Raw genomic sequence first — 18,510 nt, 5'->3', positions numbered from 1 at the left:
AGCTGTCAGACGGGGATGGCCTGCACCTGCGCAAGCAGTTCCCGCTGCCCGGCAGCGTTGCGTTCGGCAATGTCTTTCACCCTTCCGCGGTTGATCGCAGCTGGAGCACCATCCGCGTCAAAGGCCATCTTGAAGTGAAAGGCGCGCGGCGACGGGCCCTGGTCGTGCAGATGCTCCAGCCGTTCAACGGCCTGCGACCATACCGGTTGGTGGGTGGCGTCAACCCACCAGAGCACCAGCGGCGGCCACTGCTGCGGAATGTTCCAGTGTCTGCCATGTTTCAACGCCTCGGCATGTACCCCCGAGTAGGAATAGGCCATCACCGATTCGATATCCCGCCAGAGTGACAAGGACGAGACGCCGCTCGCGGCACCGTTCTCTTTCAAAAATCGCGGAAAAACCTGGTCACCCCAGCTTGGAGGGCCGGGCTCGCCATCATAGCCAGACCTTGCGATAAACCCCTCTGACCGTTCTGCCGCCTGGAAGTTGAGCGGCTCGCGGCGAGCGAACCCTGCAACGCGTGGATTGTCATAGGGCGCGATCTGTATTCCGAAATTATAAATCGCGAGCCGCATCAACAACTCAATTCACGTCGTCGGGCAGCAGCGGCAACGGCGCGATATCGATCCCTTCCTCCAACAGGGCTTTCGCTTCCTGAACAGAGGCATTGCCGATGATACCGCGTTCATCCGCCTCGCCGTAATGGATTTTTCGCGCCTCTTCGGCAAACTTGTCACCGACATCCTCTGCACTGGCGCGAATGGTGGCGACAGCCTCGCGGATCTTTGCGAGCGCTTCTTTCCGGGCAGCGTCCATGGCAAGCGTCTGGCGTTCTTCCTTCCTGCGGGCCGTGGAGACCAACGGCGCCATTAATGCCTTGGAAACCTGGAGCGAATTGCAGATGGGACAGGACAGAAAACCGCGCTGCAACTGATTGTCGAAATCGTCGCTACCCGCAAACCAGCCCTCAAACTCATGACCTTTTTCACAGGCCAGCGCATACCGTATCACGCCGCTTGACCTCCGGCGGACGTCAGGGGAATAACCGTATCGACGCCGAACTCGCGGCTATTACGCAGATTGGGTATCTTGCCGCGAGCGGCGGCGACCAGCGACGTGTCGATCTCGGCGAATATGATTTCTTCGCCGGTCCCGCCTGCAATCGAAAGCACCCTGCCCCACGGGTCTATGATGATCGAGTGTCCGTAAGTCACTCGTCCATCCTCGTGCACGCCGGCCTGAGCCGCAGCGATGACAAAGGCACCGTTCTCGATGGCGCGGGCGCGCAGCAATATCTCCCAATGCGCTTCGCCCGTCTGTCGGGTGAACGCTGCCGGAACCGTCAGAATTTCTGCGCCCGCAAGCGCTTCCGCCCGGAAAAGCTGCGGAAATCGGACATCGTAGCAAATCGCAAAGCCAAATTTCGCGAGCGGTACATCAGCAACGCGCGCCACGTCACCCGGTTCGTAAGCAGCGCTTTCGCGCCAGCTCTCACCATTATCGAGATCAACATCGAACATGTGGATTTTGTCGTAGCTGCAGATACGCGAGCCATCCGGCGCGAAGAAAAATCCTCGATTGGCAATTTTTCCATCGGGTCGGGCAATGGCGGTCGAACCGACATGAACGTGGATCCCGAGCTCGCGGGCAAGCCGGGCCGCTGTCGCGACGATGATGTCACCGTCGTCATCGCGTAGCTGCGCGCGCAACGCCTGCCTGTCCTTCTGGATGGCCCCGGTCATTTCCGGGGTTTGCACATAGACGGCACCCCCCGCCGCGGCCGCCCGTACAAGGCGCTCCATATCCGCAGCGTTTTTTGCCGTGTCCACACCCGAACTCATCTGAATGGCAGCAGCCTTGAAAGCCATCCTATCCTCCATGCCCGCAAATGATACCGATCAGGCGGCCAGCAGCTCGTCCAGTTTGCCGGCGCGCTCCAGTGCGTGCAGATCATCGCAGCCACCCACATGCTGGCCATTGATGAAGATTTGCGGGAAGGTTGTGCCGCCGGACTTCTCGATCATCTCCTGCCGGTATTCCGGCGTGGTCGTGGCGTTATATTCGGCATAATCCACGCCCTTGCTGTCCAGCAGTGCCTTGGCGCGTGCGCAATACCCACAAAAATCCCGCGTATAGATCGTTACCGGTGCCATGTTTTAAACGCCCTCGCAAACGCGCGGCAAGCCGCACGATAAAGTCCTGTCTTTCAGCTTTCATATAGGCTCCGAAATGGCCATTGCAAAGGTCAAAACAGTCACATCCGCCGCACCGGCCTTGCGTAGAACCCGGCTTGCTGCACCCACCGTCGCCCCGGTGGTGTAGACATCATCCACCAGCACCACCCGCTTGCCATGGACATCCGTCTCACTGCCCGCCGCAAGCGAAAAAGCGCCGCGAACATTGTCTCGCCGGGCGTTCGCCGAAAGCCCGACCTGACGCTCGGTTGGCTTTACACGCAGCAGCGTGCCCGCGAGCATTGGTTTGCCAGATAACTTGGCCAGATGGCGAGCCAGCTCTGCCGATTGGTTGAAACGGCGGCGAAGGAAGCGGCCGCGATGCAACGGCACGGGAATAATGCAATCGCAGTCGGCAACGGTTCCGTCGCTCGCCCGCAGCATCCACGTCGCCATCACGTGAGCAAGATCGATGCGATCCTGGTACTTCAGCCGGTGTACGAGCTTTCGAGCCGTACCATCATGGCTTGCAACGCTGCGCAGGCGATCAAAGGGAGGCGGCTCGGCAATTGCCTTAGCGCTGACAAAACCGTCTCCGTGATCCCGCGCAAAGGGTATCCCGAGAACTTCGCAAAAAGGGCGATCGATAAAGGCCACATCCCGCCAGCAATCCGCGCATAGAGCGGCTTCCCGGCCGGTCATGCAGTTGCAGCCAGCACAGGTCGGTGGGTAGATCATGCGAAACGCAGCGCGCCCCGCGTCCGACATGATCGCGGACGCCGATAACAATCCCGAAAATAGGCTGTCACCGATACCCATGAGGTTGACTTTAGCGCCGAACGGGTGCCTTTGCGAGAGCGATAGTTCACCCCGCCCCTGCGGATAACGACACCCCAAGTGGGACGGGAACAACGAGACGGCCCGCCGATCCGAAGGCGTTTGAGGCCGAGCAGGCAAAACGATGGATATTCTTTTTGACCAGGCCCTGATCGAACAAAACCGCCGTCGGGCGTGGGCAAGACGTGATGACAAGGCGCTATTTCTTCTCGATATGGCAGCGGAGGAACTGGCCGACCGGCTTGCCATCGTCGAGCGTCAGTTCGAGACCGCGATCGAACTTCACGGAGGAACCGGCGTTACGGCCCGGCGCCTGGCCGAGACCGGCAAGGTCGACACCATCCATCGCATCGAGACGGAGCGCTATTTTGCCGCTGACGGTAATTTCCCCGAGGCTGCTTCAATGGAGCATCTGCCGCTTGAGGAGGCCTCCGCCAATCTCATCGTTTCACCACTCGCGCTGCATCTGACAAACGACACACCCGGTGCGCTGATCCAGATTCGGCGGGCGTTGAAGCCGGACGGCCTGTTTCTCGGCGCGATCCCCGGCAGCGGGACGCTACAAGAACTCCGCGACGTGCTGCTGACGGCAGAGGCGGAATTGACCGGCGGCGCGAGCCCGCGGGTCATCCCCTTCGCCGATGTCCGTGACGTGGGGGCCTTGTTGCAGCGTGCCGGGTTTGCACTGCCCGTGACAGATGCGGAAAGCTATACCGTCAGGTACGATTCGATTTTCCCGCTAATGCGCGACCTCCGTGCCATGGGCATGGCCAACCCACTGGCGAGCCGCAGCAGAAAACCGCCGAACCGTGCCTTTTTCATGCGTGCGGCAGAACTTTATGCCGAGCGGTATTCCGATGCGGACGGGCGCATAAGGGCAACATTCTCGATCATTTACATCTCAGGCTGGGCGCCCCACGAAAGCCAGCAGAAACCGCTCAAACCCGGCTCGGCCAAGGTACGGCTCGCGGACGCGTTGAAGACAACGGAGGTGAAGCTCTCGTGAGGCCACCTCTAGGTTGCTCTAGATACTGATACTGTTGAACGTATCGACGATGAACTGAAATACGCCGTTGATATTGCTGCTGAGTTGCGTCGCTCCACCGATCAGCGCCGCCGAAATGATCCCGACAATAAGGCCGTATTCGATTGCGGTGGCACCGTTTTCATTTTTCCAGAAGTGAACAAGCGAATGCAGCAAAGCAGCGTACCTATCTTTAGCGAGCCGCACGGCAACGGACGCAAAATCTTCAAACCGCGTCCATCATACACCCGCGGCTTGAGCAATCCGTTACGAAAGTTGGTAAACTATCAGCAACCGGTCTCGTTGCTGTAACCGGTTACAACGCATGGCATTTCCGGCATAGGCTGGGTGATGCTGCGGCGAATGGAATAGGTGCTGCCGACATCCGGCTTCTTGATCGAACCCGTGCTGATCATATCGAAATTGTCGGGAAACTGCGCCACGCGCGTGGAAGATTTGCCGGCAAGCATGGGAGTGACGATCAGGGAGAGCGCTATAACGGCCGTGCCGAAAAGCAATGCGACATTCAAAACGCCGGTACGACGAGTCTTGTTGGAATAAGAATGACGACCTTCCACCGTCTTCCAGAAATCCTCGTTCATGACCAACCTCGTCTCGCGCAGTTTACCGCTTCTTTAGCTTAACAATCTGCCAGAGGGTGCTGAACGATCTCTTAACGAAGCCCCGTTTTGGCACGGCAAAATGCTGCAGGAACAGCATTTTCACGAAGCTGTGACGGCGGAAAAATCAGCGTTTGCGCCAAGCACTGCCTTTACAGCAGGTCCTGCAGGAAGGGGATGAGCGGTTCATCGGCCGGTGGCATCGGATAGTCGCGCAATGCCTGCGGTTTTACCCACTTGATTGCCTGCCCTTCGCGGCCATGCGCAATACCTTCATAACGGCGGCAGACGTACAGCGGCATCAACAGGTGGAAAGTCTCATAAGTGTGGCTCGCAAAGGTCAAAGGAGCCAGGCAGGCGACCTTCGTCGTGACGCCCAGTTCCTCGTCCAACTCACGCACCAGGGTTTCTTCCGGGGTCTCGCCCTGCTCAACTTTCCCGCCCGGAAATTCCCACAGGCCCGCTAGTGACTTGCCTTCGGGTCGCTGGGCCAGAAGAATGCGGCCATCCTGATCGAGAAGCGCACAGGCAGCGACCAGCAGAATTTTTTTGCCCACCTCGCTCATGCGGCAGCTCCCTTGCGCCAATAGCGGTAACGGTAGGCTTCGGCAAAACCGAATTTCTCGTAAAGCGCGATTGCCTGCGCGTTGTTGCGCTCCACCTGCAGCCACGCACTCTTTGCACCGCTTATCCGCGCCCAGCGGAGAGCCGACGACAGGATTTGCGTGCCGAGACCCTTTCGACGTTGCGATTTCGCTACATCGAGGGAGAGGATGCCCGCGAGATCGTTGTCCTGCACGCAGATGACGGTGGCGAGGGGATGGCCTTCCACTTCCTCATTGATGAACAGCCCAAGATTCGGCTTGATGGAACTGACGATTTCCGCAATCGCCGGACGCAGCGCCGGGTCGCCATCACTGACCTTGAGGCTGGCCTCGACAAAACGGCCGACATCGTGGCTGGGTAGACTGACAAGCGTTTCCGGCAGCTCCATATCTGACAGATCCGCGGTCATGACCATGACCTCTTCGAAAACCGACCAGCCATCCCGCACCAGAAATTCGGTGAGCTGCGGCGGCATCAGTGTCGTCTCGCGAACAACCAGCGCACGCCCGAAATCTTCGAAACGCTTGCGCGCCTTTTCCAGCCGCACGGCGCTATTGCCATAGTCTGATGGATCAAGCGGCACAACGCAGTTGATACGCTTGGAGGGATGAGAGCCTGTTAAACGTACCTGCCAGCTGCCGTCGTAAATAACCGACGAGGCGGGCCACGCTCGAAAGCTCACGGCTTCCAGACGGCGAACCAGCGGCAGATTAACGGCCTTGTTGTCCTGCATTCTCTTCGGCTCCAACGGTCAGCTCCGGTAGTCGCCGTTGATCGCAACATATTCCTTGGTCAGGTCGCAGGTCCAGACAGTGGCAGTGCCGTTGCCGAGACCGATATCGACTTTCACCGTGATGTCTTCCAGCTTCATGACGGCGCTGGTTTCTGCTTCCGAGTAATCAGGGTCGCGCTCGCCATTAACAGCCACGCGCACGCCGCCGAACCAGATGGCGAGACGATCACGATCGGCCATCTCACCGGACTTGCCGACCGCCATGACGACGCGGCCCCAGTTGGCGTCTTCGCCGGCAACGGCGGTCTTGACCAGCGGCGAATTGGCGATGGAAAGGGCGATCTTCTTGGCGGCGACATCGCTTTCTGCGCCGGTCACCGTGACTTCCACCATCTTTCGCGCGCCTTCGCCATCACGAACCACCTGCAAGGCGAGATCCTTGAGGAGATCGTTAAGCGCGGCGCGGAAGGAAGACAGGCGCTCGTCGTCAGCGCTCGTTACCTCCGCCTGGCCATCTTCCGCGGCAGCACCCGTCGCAAACAGCATCAGCGTGTCCGACGTGGACGTGTCGCTATCAACGGTCACGGAGTTGAAGGTCGGGCCGACACCGGCAGAGAGCAGCGACTGCAGGGCGGCGGGATCGATATCCGCATCCGTCACCACGAAGGAGAGCATCGTTGCCATGTCAGGGGCGATCATGCCGGCGCCCTTGGCGATACCGTTGATGGTGACCCTGACGCCGCCGATCTCGGCGGTGCGGGTTGCGACCTTCGGATAGGTGTCAGTCGTCATGATGGCCTTGGCCGCTTCCTGCCAGAAATCGGCAACGGCCTTGCCGTGCATGTCGCCGAGAACGCCGGCGAATTTCGAGGCGTCCAGCGGCTCGCCGATAACGCCGGTCGACGCGAGGAAAACCTCGCCTTCAGAGCAGCCGACAGCCGCGGCGGCGGATTTCGCCGTCAGTTCGGTCGCGGCCTTACCCTTGAGGCCGGTAAAGGCGTTGGCATTGCCAGAATTCACCACCACCGCACGCGCCGCGCCGCCGCCAAGATTGGCGCGGCAGAAATCAACAGGAGCCGAAGGGCATTTGGATTTGGTGAAAACGCCTGCAACGCTTGCCGGCTTGTCGAACACCATCAGCAGAACGTCGGTGCGGTTCTTGTACTTGATGCCGGCGGCCGCCGTCGCCATGCGAACACCACGCAACGCGGGCATATCAGGATAAGATTTCGGAGCGAGCGGGGAAACGGCAACGGACATGGGAAGCGCCTGAAATTCTGGAATGGGGTCTGGATGTGGCTTTAGATGAAACGGGGCGGCCCTTGAGCCGCCCCGTAACCTCAATTTTTACTGCTGCGGCTGAGCCTGCTGTTCCTTCGAGGCTTCGTCGTAGCCCTTCTTCAGCGCCTCATCCATGATGTCGATCTTCTGGTCGGCCTTGGCCTTCTCGATGAGGGCAACATACTTGTCGCGCATGACAAGCTGACGAACCTGCGGCTCGACCTGCTCGAATGCCGGCGGCGGAGCAACACGCTTGTCTTCAAGCTTGATGACGTGGAAGCCGAACTGGGTCTTCACGGGCGTCTTGGTGTAGGCACCCTTTTCGAGGCCAAAAGCGGCTTCTTCGAATTCAGGCACCATGCGGCCCTTGCCGAACCAGCCGAGATCACCGCCGTCATCCTTGTTGGAATCGGTGGACTTTTCCTTGGCGAGCGCTGCGAAATCCTTGCCCGAATCAAGCTGCTTGATGATGTCCTTGGCTTCGTCCTCGCTGGCAACGAGAATGTGCGCGGCCTTGATTTCTTCTTCCTGGGGCAGGGCTGCGACTTCCTTGTCGTAGCGGGCCTTTACTTCGTCATTGGTGACGGCATCGACCACGTGCTTCCGGAAGTAGGCGTTGTGCAGCTCACGGTCCTTGATGAAGTCCATGCGCTTTTTGAAATCGTCGGTCTTTTCAAGGCCTTCGGCAGTCGCGTTCTTGACGAGAAGCTTGACGTCGATCGCGCCGGAAAGGGCTGCGACCTTCTTCTGTTCATCGGGAAGCTGCGCGAGTTGGGGGTCGAGGTTGCTCATGGCAAGGTCGAGTTCGGACTGGTGGATTTCCAGATCGCCGACCTTGGCGACAACCTTGTCTTCCTGTGCGAAAGCCGGAAGCTGGAGGCCGAGCGTGGCCACAATCACCGCAGCCGCAATTTTATTATAGCGCAACATTTTGAACCTTTCGGGGACAATGCCGGCTCCAGACATGGTTTCCGGCTCTGAAAAAACTTCCAAACACCGGAATGTGGCCATTCTGTAACGGGCAGAACCGTTGACATCATTTGCCCCCCCTCTTATCTGTCACGCAACCTCGCGTCCAGATACGTTGAAGGGCGAAGTCCGTCATTTGTGCTGAAAACAGCGTGACGGAGCAAAGCGCCCGGCAAAACGGAATTTCAGAAAGGGCCAGTAAGATGGTCAGTCTCGGCGGAATAGCCCGCAAGTTGTTCGGTTCGGCAAATGATCGCCGCGTCCGCTCCTATAAAAGCAAGATCGCAGCCATCAATGCGCTTGAAGAGGCCACGAAAGCGCTCTCCGACGAAGCGCTGGCGGCCAAGACCGCCGAATTCCGCCAGCAGCTGGCAGACGGCAAAACGCTCGACGATCTGCTGATCCCGGCTTTTGCCGTGGCCCGCGAAGCATCGCGCCGCGTTCTCGGCATGCGTCCCTTCGATGTCCAGCTGACAGGCGGTATGATCCTGCATGGCGGCGCCATCGCGGAGATGAAGACGGGTGAAGGCAAGACGCTGGTGGCGACACTCGCGGTTTACCTCAACGCGCTCGCCGGCAAGGGCGTCCACGTCGTGACCGTCAACGACTACCTTGCCCAGCGCGACGCGGCCACGATGAGCCGGCTCTATCGCTTCCTGGGGTTGACGACGGGCGTCATCGTCCACGGTCTCGACGACGACCAGCGCCGCGAGGCTTACGCCTGCGATATCACTTACGCGACGAATAACGAACTTGGCTTCGATTATTTGCGCGACAACATGAAATACGACCGCGCCCAGATGGTGCAGCGCGGCCACAACTACGCGATCGTCGACGAAGTCGATTCGATCCTGGTCGACGAGGCGCGCACACCGCTCATCATTTCCGGCCCGCTGGACGACCGTTCCGATCTCTACAACACCATCGACGCTTTCATTCCGCTCTTGACGCCGGAAGATTACGAAATCGACGAGAAACAGCGTTCGGCCAACTTTTCCGAAGAAGGCACCGAGAAGCTGGAGAACCTGCTGCGACAGGCAGGGCTGCTGAAGGGCGAATCGCTATACGACGTCGAGAATGTCGCAATCGTTCACCACATCAACAATGCGCTGAAGGCCCACAAGCTCTTCACCCGCGACAAGGACTACATCGTTCGCAACGGCGAAATCGTCATCATCGATGAGTTCACCGGCCGTATGATGCCCGGTCGCCGTTATTCCGAAGGTCAACACCAGGCTCTCGAAGCCAAGGAAAAGGTGCAGATCCAGCCGGAAAACCAGACGCTGTCTTCCGTCACGTTCCAGAACTATTTCCGCATGTACACGAAGCTCGCCGGTATGACCGGTACGGCGTCGACGGAAGCGGAAGAGTTCGGCAACATTTACGGTCTCGACGTCATCGAAGTGCCGACCAACCTGCCGATCCAGCGTATCGATGAGGATGACGAGGTTTATCGTACCGGCGAAGAAAAGTTCCTGGCGATCATCAGCGAGATCAAGGCAGCGCACGAGCGTGGCCAGCCGGTTCTCGTCGGCACCACCTCCATCGAAAAATCCGAGCTTCTGGCAACCATGCTGCGACAGTCCGGTTTCACCGACTTCCAGGTTCTGAACGCCCGGTATCACGAGCAGGAAGCCTATATCGTCTCGCAGGCCGGTGTTCCCGGTGCCGTCACCATCGCCACCAACATGGCCGGCCGCGGTACCGACATCCAGCTCGGCGGCAACGTCGAGATGCGTCTGGAGCGTGAACTGGAAGGCATGGAGCCTGGTCCGGAGCGCGACGCGAAGGAACAGGAAATCCGCGCCGAGATAAAGGTGCTGAAGGAAAAGGCACTCGCGGCCGGCGGTCTTTACGTCATCGCCACGGAACGCCACGAAAGCCGCCGTATCGACAACCAGCTGCGCGGTCGTTCCGGCCGTCAGGGTGACCCAGGCCGTTCGAAATTCTACCTGTCGCTTCAGGATGACCTGATGCGCATCTTCGGCTCCGAGCGCATGGACTCGATGCTGCAGAAGCTCGGCCTGAAGGACGGCGAGGCCATCGTCCATCCGTGGATCAACAAGGCGCTGGAACGCGCCCAGAAGAAGGTCGAAGCCCGCAACTTCGAGACGCGTAAAAACCTTCTGAAATATGATGACGTTCTGAACGATCAGCGTAAGGTCATCTTCGACCAGCGTCTCGAGCTGATGGAAGCCGACAATATCGGCGAAACCGCAGCTGACATGCGCCACGAAGTCATCGAAATGCTCGTGACCAAGCATATCCCCGAAAATGCCTATGCCGAACAGTGGGATATCGCCGGTCTGAAAGCCGGCATCGAGCAGTTCCTCAACCTTGACCTGCCGGTTGAGGAGTGGGCGAAGGAAGAAGGCATCGCCGAAGACGATATTCTTCAGCGCGTGACCGAGGCCGCCGACAAATACGCCGCCGAGCGCGCCGAACGTTTCGGCCCCGAGATCATGACTTACGTCGAACGCTCGGTCATTCTGCAGACGATCGACCATCTGTGGCGCGAGCACATCGTCAACCTCGACCACCTGCGCTCCGTCGTCGGTTTCCGCGGTTACGCTCAGCGAGACCCGCTGCAGGAATACAAGGCGGAAGCTTTCGAACTGTTCCAGGCGCTGCTCGCCAATCTGCGCGAGGCCGTTACCGCCCAGCTGATGCGCGTTGAGCTCGTGCAGCAGGAACCGCAGCAGCCAGAACTGCCGGAAATGACGGCGCATCATCTCGACCCCGTCACGGGCGAAGATGAAATGGCGCAGAGCACGCAGGCTGCTTTTGTGCCGGCCGAGGAACGCGATCCTAACAACCCCGCCACCTGGGGGCGCATCGGCCGCAACGAAATGTGCCCCTGTGGCTCCGGCAAGAAGTACAAGCACTGCCACGGCGTTTACGAGCAGGCGTAAGTCCGCACTCGGCCGCATGACAATTGATCGCCCGTAACCTTCGTTACGGGCGATTTTGTTTCGAGCTGGTCATCGCCAGCGAGCGGGCTGTTGACTGGCCACTGCACTTTCCATAAGTGAGCCTGATCATCTTCTGGACAAAGCTTCCATGGCCCCTCGCGATCTCGCCGCCTATATCTTTCTCGCGCTTGCGTGGGGAGCATCATTTCTGCTGCTCTTGCATGTCGTTGCGGCTTTCGGCTGGATCGGTGCAGTGACGCTTCGATCGCTCATGACGGCTGCGGCGCTCTTCCTGATCGCAAAGACTGTGCGCCGTAAGCTGACATTCTCCGCTGGCTGGCTTGGATTTACGGTCGTCGGTGCGACAACCGTCGCAGGGCAGTTGATTGGATTGTCCTACGCCACGCCGCAGATCGGTACTGCCATGGCGGCGATCCTGGTCGCGACCATTCCGCTCTTTTCCATGCTCATTTCGCAGCTCTGGGGGCTGGAACGCCTGACGCGTCAAGGCATGGCGGGTCTTGTCATCGGTTTTGCCGGCATCGTTCTGCTCGTTGGTTTTCCCGCCGTTCCCGTAACGACCGGCTTTATCATCGGTTGCGCCGCCGCGGTCGCTGCGTGCATCTGTGCCGCCTATGGCAGCAATTTCGCCAGCCGCCACCTGAAGGGTGTGGGGTCCTGGGAAATCACCATAGGCTCCTTCCTCGCCGGCGGCCTGATGACCCTGCCGCTTCTCTTTGCCGTCCCTCTCCCGAAAACACCTGCCCTTGTCGATTACGGTTATCTGCTGGTGCAGGCGGTCGTCATGAGTGGCCTCACCTACATCACCTACTTCAAGCTCGTCTCATCGATCGGCGCAACGAAGGCGATCAGCGTGGAATTTGCCGTCACCGTCGTTGCCGTTCTTGTCGGTGCGCTGGTGCTGGATGAACCGCTTTCGCTCCCCCAGCTTTTCGGTGCCGGCATTATTATTTTCGGCTGCGCCCTCGTGCTGGACCTCCTTCCCAAGAAGAAGGCGCCGCCTACGCCCTCCGGCGCTTGAAGGGTACAAAGACCTTGCTTGCTAACCGGTCATCGCGCAGATATTGGCACATGACCCAGCCGCTCCCAACCCTTCGTTAAGGATGAGCGGCTTATGATCAAGACGCCTTTTCAACTGGAAATGATGGCGTGTGGATCATGGCTCTCCTCAGCGCGGCGGAAAAAGCCTTACCCGCAGGCGTGCGAGCGACGCTATCGCCGCTGCTAGGAAAACTGGCTATCCTGCTTTCCGGTTCAGATGAGGTGTCCAGGGCGCAGCGCATGGCTCTGGTGGCGTTTGCGGTGCGCATCGTCAGCGCTGGCATCGCCTTCATCTCCCAGATCATCCTCGCCCGCGTGATGGGAGAGTTTGAATATGGCATTTTCGCCTTTGTCTGGGTGCTGGTGATCCTCTTCGGCAACCTTTCCTGCCTCGGTTTCCACACCACCGTCATCCGCTTTTTACCCGGTTACCGTCTGGAAGGGGCGCATGACAAGATCATGGGTCTAACCTCGACCGCCCGTGTCTTCGCCATGCTCTCGGCCAGCGTGGTTGCGATCATCGGCTTCATTTTTCTATACTTCTTCGGCGAAAGGATCGCCGATTATTATCTCATTCCCGTTTCGCTGGCCCTGTTTACCCTGCCGATGGTCGCGCTGGGCGATGTGCTGAACGGGACGGCGCGGGCCAACGGATGGGCGATTTCCGCGCTTAGCCCCACCTATATCGTTCGCCCGCTGCTGATCCTGCTGTTCATGATGGTGGCGATCGGTTTCGGCGCGGAAAAAACAGCAACAACCGCCATGCTTACGGCCCTTCTTGCCACGTACGTCACCACGCTTTCACATTTTCTCTTCATGAACCGGCGGCTCAACAGCCACTTCCGCAGCACGATGCGCAGGGTCTATTTCCGGCACTGGATAAGGTTCGCCTTTCCCATGTTCCTGATCGACGGCATCGGCTTCCTGATGACCAACTCGGATGTCGTGATCGTCGGGCTTTATCTGCCGCCGGATCAGGTCGGCATCTATTTCGCCGCGGCAAAGACCATCGTGCTGATGCAATTCGTGTTCTTCTCGGTGCAGGCGGCCGCTGCTCCGCGTCTGGCAGCCCTGATGTCCGCTGACGACCGGCCTGGCCTTGCCGCTTTCTCCAGCCAGGCGGCACGATGGGCCTTCTGGCCGTCACTTGCGGTCGGCAGCGTCGTGCTTCTGGCCGGTCCCTTCCTGCTGTCGCTCTTTGGTCCTGGCTTCGTCCAAGGCTACACGTTGATGTTTTTCCTTTTTTCCGGCTTTCTCGCCAAGGCATTGATTGGGCCCGGAGAAACATTGTTGAACATGGCCGGCAAACAAAAATTGTGCGTTGTTCTTTATATTGTTATCTTCGGTTGCAATATTGCACTCAACATGGCGCTCATTCCGGTCTATGGTCTCGCAGGGGCCGCGGCAGCGGTGGCGATAGCCATGTGCATCGAAGCTGTGCTATTGCATATTGCCATCCGCCGCACACTCGGGATCGTTCTTTTTGCCTTTAACGATATCCGGGCGGGTCAAAACACGCAGAAGACGGTGTAACGACAAGCATGTCCAGTGATCCAAACAATCCGGATTTTAGGGACCCGCGCATCGCGGCACTGATGGCGTCTGCAGAGCGTGACCGTCCCGTGGCTGACAGCAGCCGGCGCGTCGGCCGCGAAGGACGGGAGTTCTGTATCTATCCGGGTCAACTCGGCTATGAGATGCAGGAAGAGCTCGACTTTCTGTCGAACCGCGTCATGGAGGCGAATGTCTTCTTCACCGGCCGCCTGCTCGCCCCTGCCATGCCGCGGATTGAGGACAAGTCCGTTCGTTTTGCCCTCATTCGCGACGAGAATGGCGCCAGAAGCCGCATGCGGTTTCTCATGCCCTTCACCGTGGAGAAGCCGGGCTTTTCCATTGGGCCCTCCATTATTCGCGTCTGGGCCAATCCGTTCGGGCCGCTTGGCACGCCGCTCGTCGATACGGAAGGGGCCGCGGAAACCCTCGACAATCTTTTCGATGCGCTCTCCGACACCAATATGCGTCTGCCCAACGTGCTGGTTTTACCGGATGTTCGGTTGGAAGGGCCTTTTGCCCGCATGTTCAGGGCCATCGCACTTAGCCGCAACCTGCCTGTAACGACGACGGGAAACTATCACAGGCCGATGCTGGAAAGCCTGCTGGATGGCAAAACCTATCTGCGAAACGCCGTGGCGCCGCACCATCTGCGCGAGATGAACCGGCAATGGCGCCAGCTCGAAAAACTTGGCGCCCTCGCCTATACCGTCACACGGCAGCCAAAAGATGTCCGTTATCGGATGGAAGAGTTCCTGGCGCTTGAGGCCAGTGGTTGGAAAGGGCGCAAGCGCACCGCGCTCGTCAACGACCGATATCGCGCCGCCTTCGCGCGCGAAGCGATCACCAATCTGGCCGAAGCGGATGCAGTGCGCATCCACACCATCGACCTCAATGGAAGCGCCATCGCATCCATGGTGGTCTTCATCGCCGCCGGCGAGGCCTATACCTGGAAGACCGCCTTCGACGAAACCTATTCCCAGTTCTCTCCCGGCAAGCTATTGGTGGAGAAACTGACCGACTGGCATCTGGACGACGCCAATATCCTGCGCAGTGACAGCTGCGCGGTGCCAGATCACCCCATTATGAGCCGCTTCTGGCAGGAACGTCAGGAAATGGGCACGCTCGTTGTCGGGCTGACGCAGAATAGCGACCGCGATGTGCGACAGGTTTCCGCCCAGGTGGACATGTACCGCAACACCCGAAATCTCGCCCGTAGCCTCCGGCAAAAGATCCTGTCTTTCGGTCGTAAGGGCAATTGAGCCGAAGGACGCCAGAGCGCCCTTCGGATTAACGACGGATCCAGCGACCGCTTACCGCGATGCAGTCCGGATCATCTTGCAGAGTTGCGTCAGAGCCGCATCGTATCCGCCACCCAGAATATCGACACAACGGCGGGCGAGCTTGATCCGCTCGGTCCGTGACATGTCGTTGTAAGACTGGATAACCTGACGCATGGCGCGCGGCGTCATCGTGCCCGGCCTGCCGGGGTTGTTCGGGTTTCCGATCCCCGGGTTTCCGGGATTCCCAGGATTGCCCGGATTACCGGGATTGCCGGGGTTACCCGGATTGCCCGACGAGCCTGAGCCGCCAATTCCCAGCCCGACATCAACGCCTATTCCACGCGATCCGCCAACGCCAGCGCCGACATTCGCATTGATACCGTTGGAACCACCGACCGATGCGTTCACGCCAGCATTTATGCCGCTCGAACCACCCACCGATGCATTAACGTCTGTATTGATGCCGTTACTGCCGCCGACAGAGGCGTTGACATTAGCGCCTAGACCGCCGCCGCTCCTGCCGCCGACATCGGCGTTGGCATTAATGCCGCCGCTGCCACCAACGGAGGCACCGACCCCCAGGCCACCACTACCATTACCACCCACACTGGCATTAACCCCGTTCTCGCCACCGATCCCGATATCCAGCGCATGGGCGTTGACCGGCAAGATCAGGCAGGCAGACAATAATAGGTTACGCGAAAAAGCCCTCATAATTTCCTCCATATGAGTTAGCCGCTCCCTCCCCGCGTGGAAAACCCACAACACCAGTATAAGTTCAATTAGCAATTGCGTATATACTAATTTATTAGAGATATCTAAAATTATCGAAAATCCGCAATCAAAGGTGTTTCATTTTGAAACAGACTCGTACCGCGAACCCTTCAAATCGCGGATCTCTGAACGCCGCATCGGCTAGCGAACCAGGGTTTAGGCGCCTCGCCGATTTGCGCGGAGCGTTCGCCAAACCGAGAGCGCGCGCGACTTACCCAACCATTTTAATGAGCGTCAGATTTCCAGCTTTTGGGGTTGCACGCATGGCCTTGACCATGATAGACGCCGTGGCATTACCACCGTTGCCCCAATGGCGGAATTGGTAGACGCGCCGCACTCAAAATGCGGTTCCGAAAGGAGTGCTGGTTCGATCCCGGCTTGGGGTACCACTACCTGAAAATCACATTGATTTTCCTGCGTTTCTGGGCCGAAGGGCCCAAGCATGTTGCGCCGCTTAAAAAGTTCGACAGTTTACATTGCCGCTCGTCAATCACTTGATTGTCTACAGCAAACGGTGTGTGCCGGTGCGGATTCGCCCCGGCGGCCCAGCAAGCTGAATATCACACCCAAAGCGGCCGACTTGACACTACTTCTTCTGATCCAGCGCGTGACGACCGAAGTCTGGGGCGTCGACGTCCTGGCCCGCTTGCACGATGGAGCGGCGGATGGCGCGGGTGCGGGAGAAGAGTTCGAACAGCTTGTCGCCCTCACCCCAGCGAATCGCTCTCTGCAGGGAGGCGAGGTCTTCGGAGAATCGGGCCAGCATCTCAAGGATGGCATCCTTGTTGTGCAGGCAGACATCGCGCCACATCGTTGGGTCGGAGGCAGCGAGGCGGGTGAAGTCACGGAAGCCAGAGGCGGAATATTTGATTACTTCCGATTCCGTCACCGTTTCAAGATCATCCGCCGTGCCCACGATGTTATAGGCGATGATATGCGGCAGATGCGAAACGATTGCCAGAACCTTGTCGTGGTGTTCGGCATCCATTTCATCAACCCGCGACCCCAACGCCCGCCAGAAATTCTTCAGCTTTTCCAGCGCTTCAGCGTCCGTTCCCGGCAGCGGCGTAAAGATGCACCAGCGATCGCGGAACAGGCCGGCAAAGCCGGCGTCCGGACCGGATTTTTCGGTGCCGGCCAGCGGATGGCCTGGAATGAAATGCACGTGATCAGGCATGTGCGGGGCCATCTGCGCGATGACCGAGGCTTTGGTGGAGCCGACATCGGTGACGATCGCGCCCGGCTTGAGGTGCGGCGCGATCTGCTTTGCGACCATTTCCGACGCACCGACCGGGACCGAGACGATGACCAGGTCGGCATCATCAACCGCTTCTGCCGCCGAAACGGTGTAATCCGTGCCGAGCGCCAGTTCTTCAGCCCGTTTCAGCGTGTCCTCGCTGCGGGTGGAAATCGTCACTTCGCGAGCAAGCGCCAATTCCTTGATATCGCGGGCAATAGACGAGCCAATGAGGCCGATCCCGATCAGCGCGATGCGCTGGAACATGAAATCAGCCATTACGCCTGCCCCATAAACTCGGTCAGCGCTGCGATGACGCCAAGATTGGCCTCTTCGGAACCTATGGTCATCCGGAGCGCGTTCGGGAAGCCGTAACCGCGGACAGCCCGCAGGATGTAACCGCGACGGCTCAGGAATTCATCGGCGTCCGCTGCCCGCTTGCCGTCCTGATCCGGGAAGTGGATGAGGATGAAGTTGGTGACGGAGGGTGTGACGGTGAGGCCAAGGCCTGTGAAGGTCGTCACCAGCTTTTCCATCCACAGTGCGTTGTGCGCGACAGCCTTTTCGACAAAGGACTGGTCGCGGATGGCAGCAGCACCGGCAGCGATAGCCGGCGCGCTCATGTTGAACGGGCCGCGCACCCGGTTCAGCGCATCGATGATGGTGGCCGGGCCGTACATCCAGCCAACGCGCAGGGCCGCGAGACCGTAGACCTTCGAGAAGGTGCGGGTCATCACCACATTGTGGTTGCCGGAGACAAGCTCAAGACCAGCCTCATAATCGTTCTTGCGCACATATTCGGCATAAGCCGCATCCAGCACCAGCAGAACGTGCTTCGGCAGGTTGGCCTGAAGACGGCGAATTTCGGTTACGGGAACATAGGTTCCGGTGGGGTTGCCTGGGTTGGCGATGAACACCATCTTGGTCTTTGGCGTTACGGCGGCAAGGATTGCATCGACATCGACAGCGCAATCCTTTTCCTTCACCGTGACCGGGGTTGCACCGGCGCCCATGATCTGGATCTTGTATACGAGGAAGCCGTGCTCGGTGATGATCGCCTCATCGCCCGTGCCCAGATAGACGTGGCACAGCAGGCCAAGCAGTTCGTCCGAACCATTGCCGCACATGATATTCGCGATGTTGAGACCATGGACATCGGCAATTGCCTGACGCAACGCGACCGCCTGACCGTCAGGATAAATTTCCAGATGGCTGGCGGCCGTCGCGAAAGCCTCGATCGCCTTCGGGCTCGGCCCAAGCGGCGTTTCATTGGAAGAGAGCTTATAAACCTTCGCAACGCCATCCACATGTTCCTTGCCGGGAACATAAGCGGCGATATCCAGAATACCCGGACGCGGAACAGGTTGGCTAAGCTCTGCACTCATTTGATCGACCTTTGGAAAAACGCCGGAGAACCCGGCAACAACAATGCCGGAGGCATTAGACC

Annotated in this window: 19 protein-coding genes and 1 tRNA gene; 6 read left to right on the top strand and 14 right to left on the bottom strand. The window is 59.0% G+C overall.

The annotated features are described in order from the left end of the window. Positions 1-5 precede the first annotated feature (5 nt). From FS804_RS15925 to FS804_RS15905, 5 genes are read right to left on the bottom strand one after another with little or no spacing between them, the layout of a single operon-like run. Entirely contained in the window at positions 6-575 is a 570-nt protein-coding gene (locus FS804_RS15925) for a DUF3291 domain-containing protein (RefSeq protein ID WP_144577663.1), read from the bottom strand. A gap of 7 nt (positions 576-582) precedes the next feature. Next, entirely contained in the window at positions 583-1,011 is a 429-nt protein-coding gene (locus FS804_RS15920; RefSeq protein ID WP_144577661.1) for a DUF1178 family protein, read from the bottom strand. Then, positions 1,008-1,868, bottom strand: coding sequence for a carbon-nitrogen hydrolase family protein (locus tag FS804_RS15915; protein WP_144577659.1), 861 nt, complete (start codon positions 1,866-1,868; stop codon positions 1,008-1,010). Before FS804_RS15915 ends, FS804_RS15920 begins: the two co-directional genes overlap by 4 nt. Before the next feature lie 30 nt (positions 1,869-1,898). Next, the gene (grxC, locus tag FS804_RS15910; protein ID WP_144577657.1) at positions 1,899-2,153 is read right to left on the bottom strand and encodes a glutaredoxin 3; all 255 of its coding nucleotides are present in this window, start codon (positions 2,151-2,153) and stop codon (positions 1,899-1,901) included. A 60-nt stretch (positions 2,154-2,213) separates the two neighbouring features. After that, positions 2,214-2,993 (bottom strand): ComF family protein, encoded by a 780-nt coding sequence (locus FS804_RS15905; protein WP_144577655.1) that lies wholly within the window; start codon positions 2,991-2,993, stop codon positions 2,214-2,216. Between the two features lie 142 nt (positions 2,994-3,135). Here FS804_RS15905 and FS804_RS15900 point away from each other — a divergent pair, with 142 nt between their 5' ends. Continuing rightward, positions 3,136-4,017, top strand: coding sequence for a methyltransferase domain-containing protein (locus tag FS804_RS15900; protein ID WP_144577653.1), 882 nt, complete (start codon positions 3,136-3,138; stop codon positions 4,015-4,017). Positions 4,018-4,035: 18 nt separating this feature from the next. Here the strand turns inward: FS804_RS15900 and FS804_RS15895 are convergent, their stop codons facing one another. The 6 genes from FS804_RS15895 to FS804_RS15870 all read right to left on the bottom strand — a co-directional run bounded on the left by FS804_RS15895 (position 4,036) and on the right by FS804_RS15870 (position 8,205). Further along, positions 4,036-4,212: a Flp family type IVb pilin gene (locus FS804_RS15895; RefSeq protein ID WP_063950082.1), complete on the bottom strand. Its 177-nt coding sequence runs from the start codon at positions 4,210-4,212 to the stop codon at positions 4,036-4,038. A gap of 110 nt (positions 4,213-4,322) precedes the next feature. Then, positions 4,323-4,637, bottom strand: coding sequence for a hypothetical protein (locus FS804_RS15890; protein ID WP_144577651.1), 315 nt, complete (start codon positions 4,635-4,637; stop codon positions 4,323-4,325). A 170-nt stretch (positions 4,638-4,807) separates the two neighbouring features. Further along, the gene (gene mutT / locus FS804_RS15885; RefSeq protein WP_063950084.1) at positions 4,808-5,221 is read right to left on the bottom strand and encodes an 8-oxo-dGTP diphosphatase MutT; all 414 of its coding nucleotides are present in this window, start codon (positions 5,219-5,221) and stop codon (positions 4,808-4,810) included. Continuing rightward, on the bottom strand, positions 5,218-5,994 hold the full coding sequence (locus tag FS804_RS15880; protein WP_144577649.1) for an N-acetyltransferase: 777 nt from the start codon (positions 5,992-5,994) through the stop codon (positions 5,218-5,220). Before FS804_RS15880 ends, mutT begins: the two co-directional genes overlap by 4 nt. 18 nt (positions 5,995-6,012) lie before the next feature. Then, a complete protein-coding gene (argJ, locus tag FS804_RS15875) occupies positions 6,013-7,254 on the bottom strand; it encodes a bifunctional glutamate N-acetyltransferase/amino-acid acetyltransferase ArgJ (protein WP_144577647.1) in 1,242 nt (413 codons plus the stop codon). An 87-nt stretch (positions 7,255-7,341) separates the two neighbouring features. After that, entirely contained in the window at positions 7,342-8,205 is an 864-nt protein-coding gene (locus FS804_RS15870) for a peptidylprolyl isomerase (protein ID WP_063950173.1), read from the bottom strand. A gap of 242 nt (positions 8,206-8,447) precedes the next feature. On the opposite strand from FS804_RS15870, the gene secA reads away from it, so the two are divergent. From secA to FS804_RS15850, 4 genes are all read left to right on the top strand, one after another. Continuing rightward, complete coding sequence (gene secA, locus FS804_RS15865; protein ID WP_063950087.1) at positions 8,448-11,156, top strand: preprotein translocase subunit SecA; 2,709 nt, start codon at positions 8,448-8,450, stop codon at positions 11,154-11,156. A 148-nt stretch (positions 11,157-11,304) separates the two neighbouring features. Then, the gene (locus FS804_RS15860; RefSeq protein ID WP_144577645.1) at positions 11,305-12,198 is read left to right on the top strand and encodes a DMT family transporter; all 894 of its coding nucleotides are present in this window, start codon (positions 11,305-11,307) and stop codon (positions 12,196-12,198) included. Between the two features lie 137 nt (positions 12,199-12,335). Then, positions 12,336-13,751, top strand: coding sequence for a Wzx-type polysaccharide biosynthesis protein UppV (uppV, locus tag FS804_RS15855; RefSeq protein ID WP_144577642.1), 1,416 nt, complete (start codon positions 12,336-12,338; stop codon positions 13,749-13,751). Positions 13,752-13,759: 8 nt separating this feature from the next. Then, complete coding sequence (locus FS804_RS15850) at positions 13,760-15,031, top strand: GNAT family N-acetyltransferase (RefSeq protein ID WP_144577640.1); 1,272 nt, start codon at positions 13,760-13,762, stop codon at positions 15,029-15,031. A 51-nt stretch (positions 15,032-15,082) separates the two neighbouring features. On the opposite strand, the gene uppQ is transcribed toward FS804_RS15850, so the two are convergent. After that, positions 15,083-15,766: a polysaccharide biosynthesis GNAT family N-acetyltransferase UppQ gene (gene uppQ, locus FS804_RS15845; protein ID WP_144577638.1), complete on the bottom strand. Its 684-nt coding sequence runs from the start codon at positions 15,764-15,766 to the stop codon at positions 15,083-15,085. A 364-nt stretch (positions 15,767-16,130) separates the two neighbouring features. Between uppQ and FS804_RS15840 the strand changes: the two genes are divergently transcribed. After that, a tRNA-Leu gene (locus FS804_RS15840) sits at positions 16,131-16,215 on the top strand. A gap of 197 nt (positions 16,216-16,412) precedes the next feature. On the opposite strand, the gene FS804_RS15835 is transcribed toward FS804_RS15840, so the two are convergent. Together FS804_RS15835 and hisC are read right to left on the bottom strand one after the other, a co-directional pair. Further along, positions 16,413-17,342 carry a prephenate/arogenate dehydrogenase family protein gene (locus FS804_RS15835; RefSeq protein ID WP_144577636.1) on the bottom strand — a complete coding sequence of 310 codons (930 nt, stop codon included), beginning with the start codon at positions 17,340-17,342 and terminating at the stop codon, positions 16,413-16,415. Beyond that, complete coding sequence (gene hisC, locus FS804_RS15830; protein ID WP_144577634.1) at positions 17,342-18,448, bottom strand: histidinol-phosphate transaminase; 1,107 nt, start codon at positions 18,446-18,448, stop codon at positions 17,342-17,344. The genes FS804_RS15835 and hisC overlap by 1 nt, the downstream gene beginning before the upstream one ends. Between the last annotated feature and the right edge of the window lie 62 nt (positions 18,449-18,510).

The sequence above is a fragment of the Agrobacterium sp. DE0009 genome (assembly GCF_007680755.1).
Classification (GTDB): domain Bacteria; phylum Pseudomonadota; class Alphaproteobacteria; order Rhizobiales; family Rhizobiaceae; genus Agrobacterium; species Agrobacterium tumefaciens_B.
This window is presented reverse-complemented; position numbering and strand designations above follow the sequence as displayed.

Excerpts from the sequence above, each read along its gene's own strand:
- secA (WP_063950087.1), top strand. The coding sequence starts at position 8,448 with ATGGTCAGTCTCGGCGGAATAGCCCGCAAGTTGTTCGGTTCGGCAAAT.
- FS804_RS15870 (WP_063950173.1), bottom strand. The coding sequence starts at position 8,205 with ATGTTGCGCTATAATAAAATTGCGGCTGCGGTGATTGTGGCCACGCTC.
- FS804_RS15850 (WP_144577640.1), top strand. The coding sequence starts at position 13,760 with ATGTCCAGTGATCCAAACAATCCGGATTTTAGGGACCCGCGCATCGCG.
- grxC (WP_144577657.1), bottom strand. The coding sequence starts at position 2,153 with ATGGCACCGGTAACGATCTATACGCGGGATTTTTGTGGGTATTGCGCA.
- mutT (WP_063950084.1), bottom strand. The coding sequence starts at position 5,221 with ATGAGCGAGGTGGGCAAAAAAATTCTGCTGGTCGCTGCCTGTGCGCTT.
- FS804_RS15890 (WP_144577651.1), bottom strand. The coding sequence starts at position 4,637 with ATGAACGAGGATTTCTGGAAGACGGTGGAAGGTCGTCATTCTTATTCC.
- FS804_RS15900 (WP_144577653.1), top strand. The coding sequence starts at position 3,136 with ATGGATATTCTTTTTGACCAGGCCCTGATCGAACAAAACCGCCGTCGG.
- FS804_RS15905 (WP_144577655.1), bottom strand. The coding sequence starts at position 2,993 with ATGGGTATCGGTGACAGCCTATTTTCGGGATTGTTATCGGCGTCCGCG.
- FS804_RS15925 (WP_144577663.1), bottom strand. The coding sequence starts at position 575 with ATGCGGCTCGCGATTTATAATTTCGGAATACAGATCGCGCCCTATGAC.
- FS804_RS15860 (WP_144577645.1), top strand. The coding sequence starts at position 11,305 with ATGGCCCCTCGCGATCTCGCCGCCTATATCTTTCTCGCGCTTGCGTGG.
- uppQ (WP_144577638.1), bottom strand. The coding sequence starts at position 15,766 with ATGAGGGCTTTTTCGCGTAACCTATTATTGTCTGCCTGCCTGATCTTG.
- uppV (WP_144577642.1), top strand. The coding sequence starts at position 12,336 with ATGGCTCTCCTCAGCGCGGCGGAAAAAGCCTTACCCGCAGGCGTGCGA.
- FS804_RS15880 (WP_144577649.1), bottom strand. The coding sequence starts at position 5,994 with ATGCAGGACAACAAGGCCGTTAATCTGCCGCTGGTTCGCCGTCTGGAA.
- argJ (WP_144577647.1), bottom strand. The coding sequence starts at position 7,254 with ATGTCCGTTGCCGTTTCCCCGCTCGCTCCGAAATCTTATCCTGATATG.
- hisC (WP_144577634.1), bottom strand. The coding sequence starts at position 18,448 with ATGAGTGCAGAGCTTAGCCAACCTGTTCCGCGTCCGGGTATTCTGGAT.
- FS804_RS15915 (WP_144577659.1), bottom strand. The coding sequence starts at position 1,868 with ATGGCTTTCAAGGCTGCTGCCATTCAGATGAGTTCGGGTGTGGACACG.
- FS804_RS15835 (WP_144577636.1), bottom strand. The coding sequence starts at position 17,342 with ATGGCTGATTTCATGTTCCAGCGCATCGCGCTGATCGGGATCGGCCTC.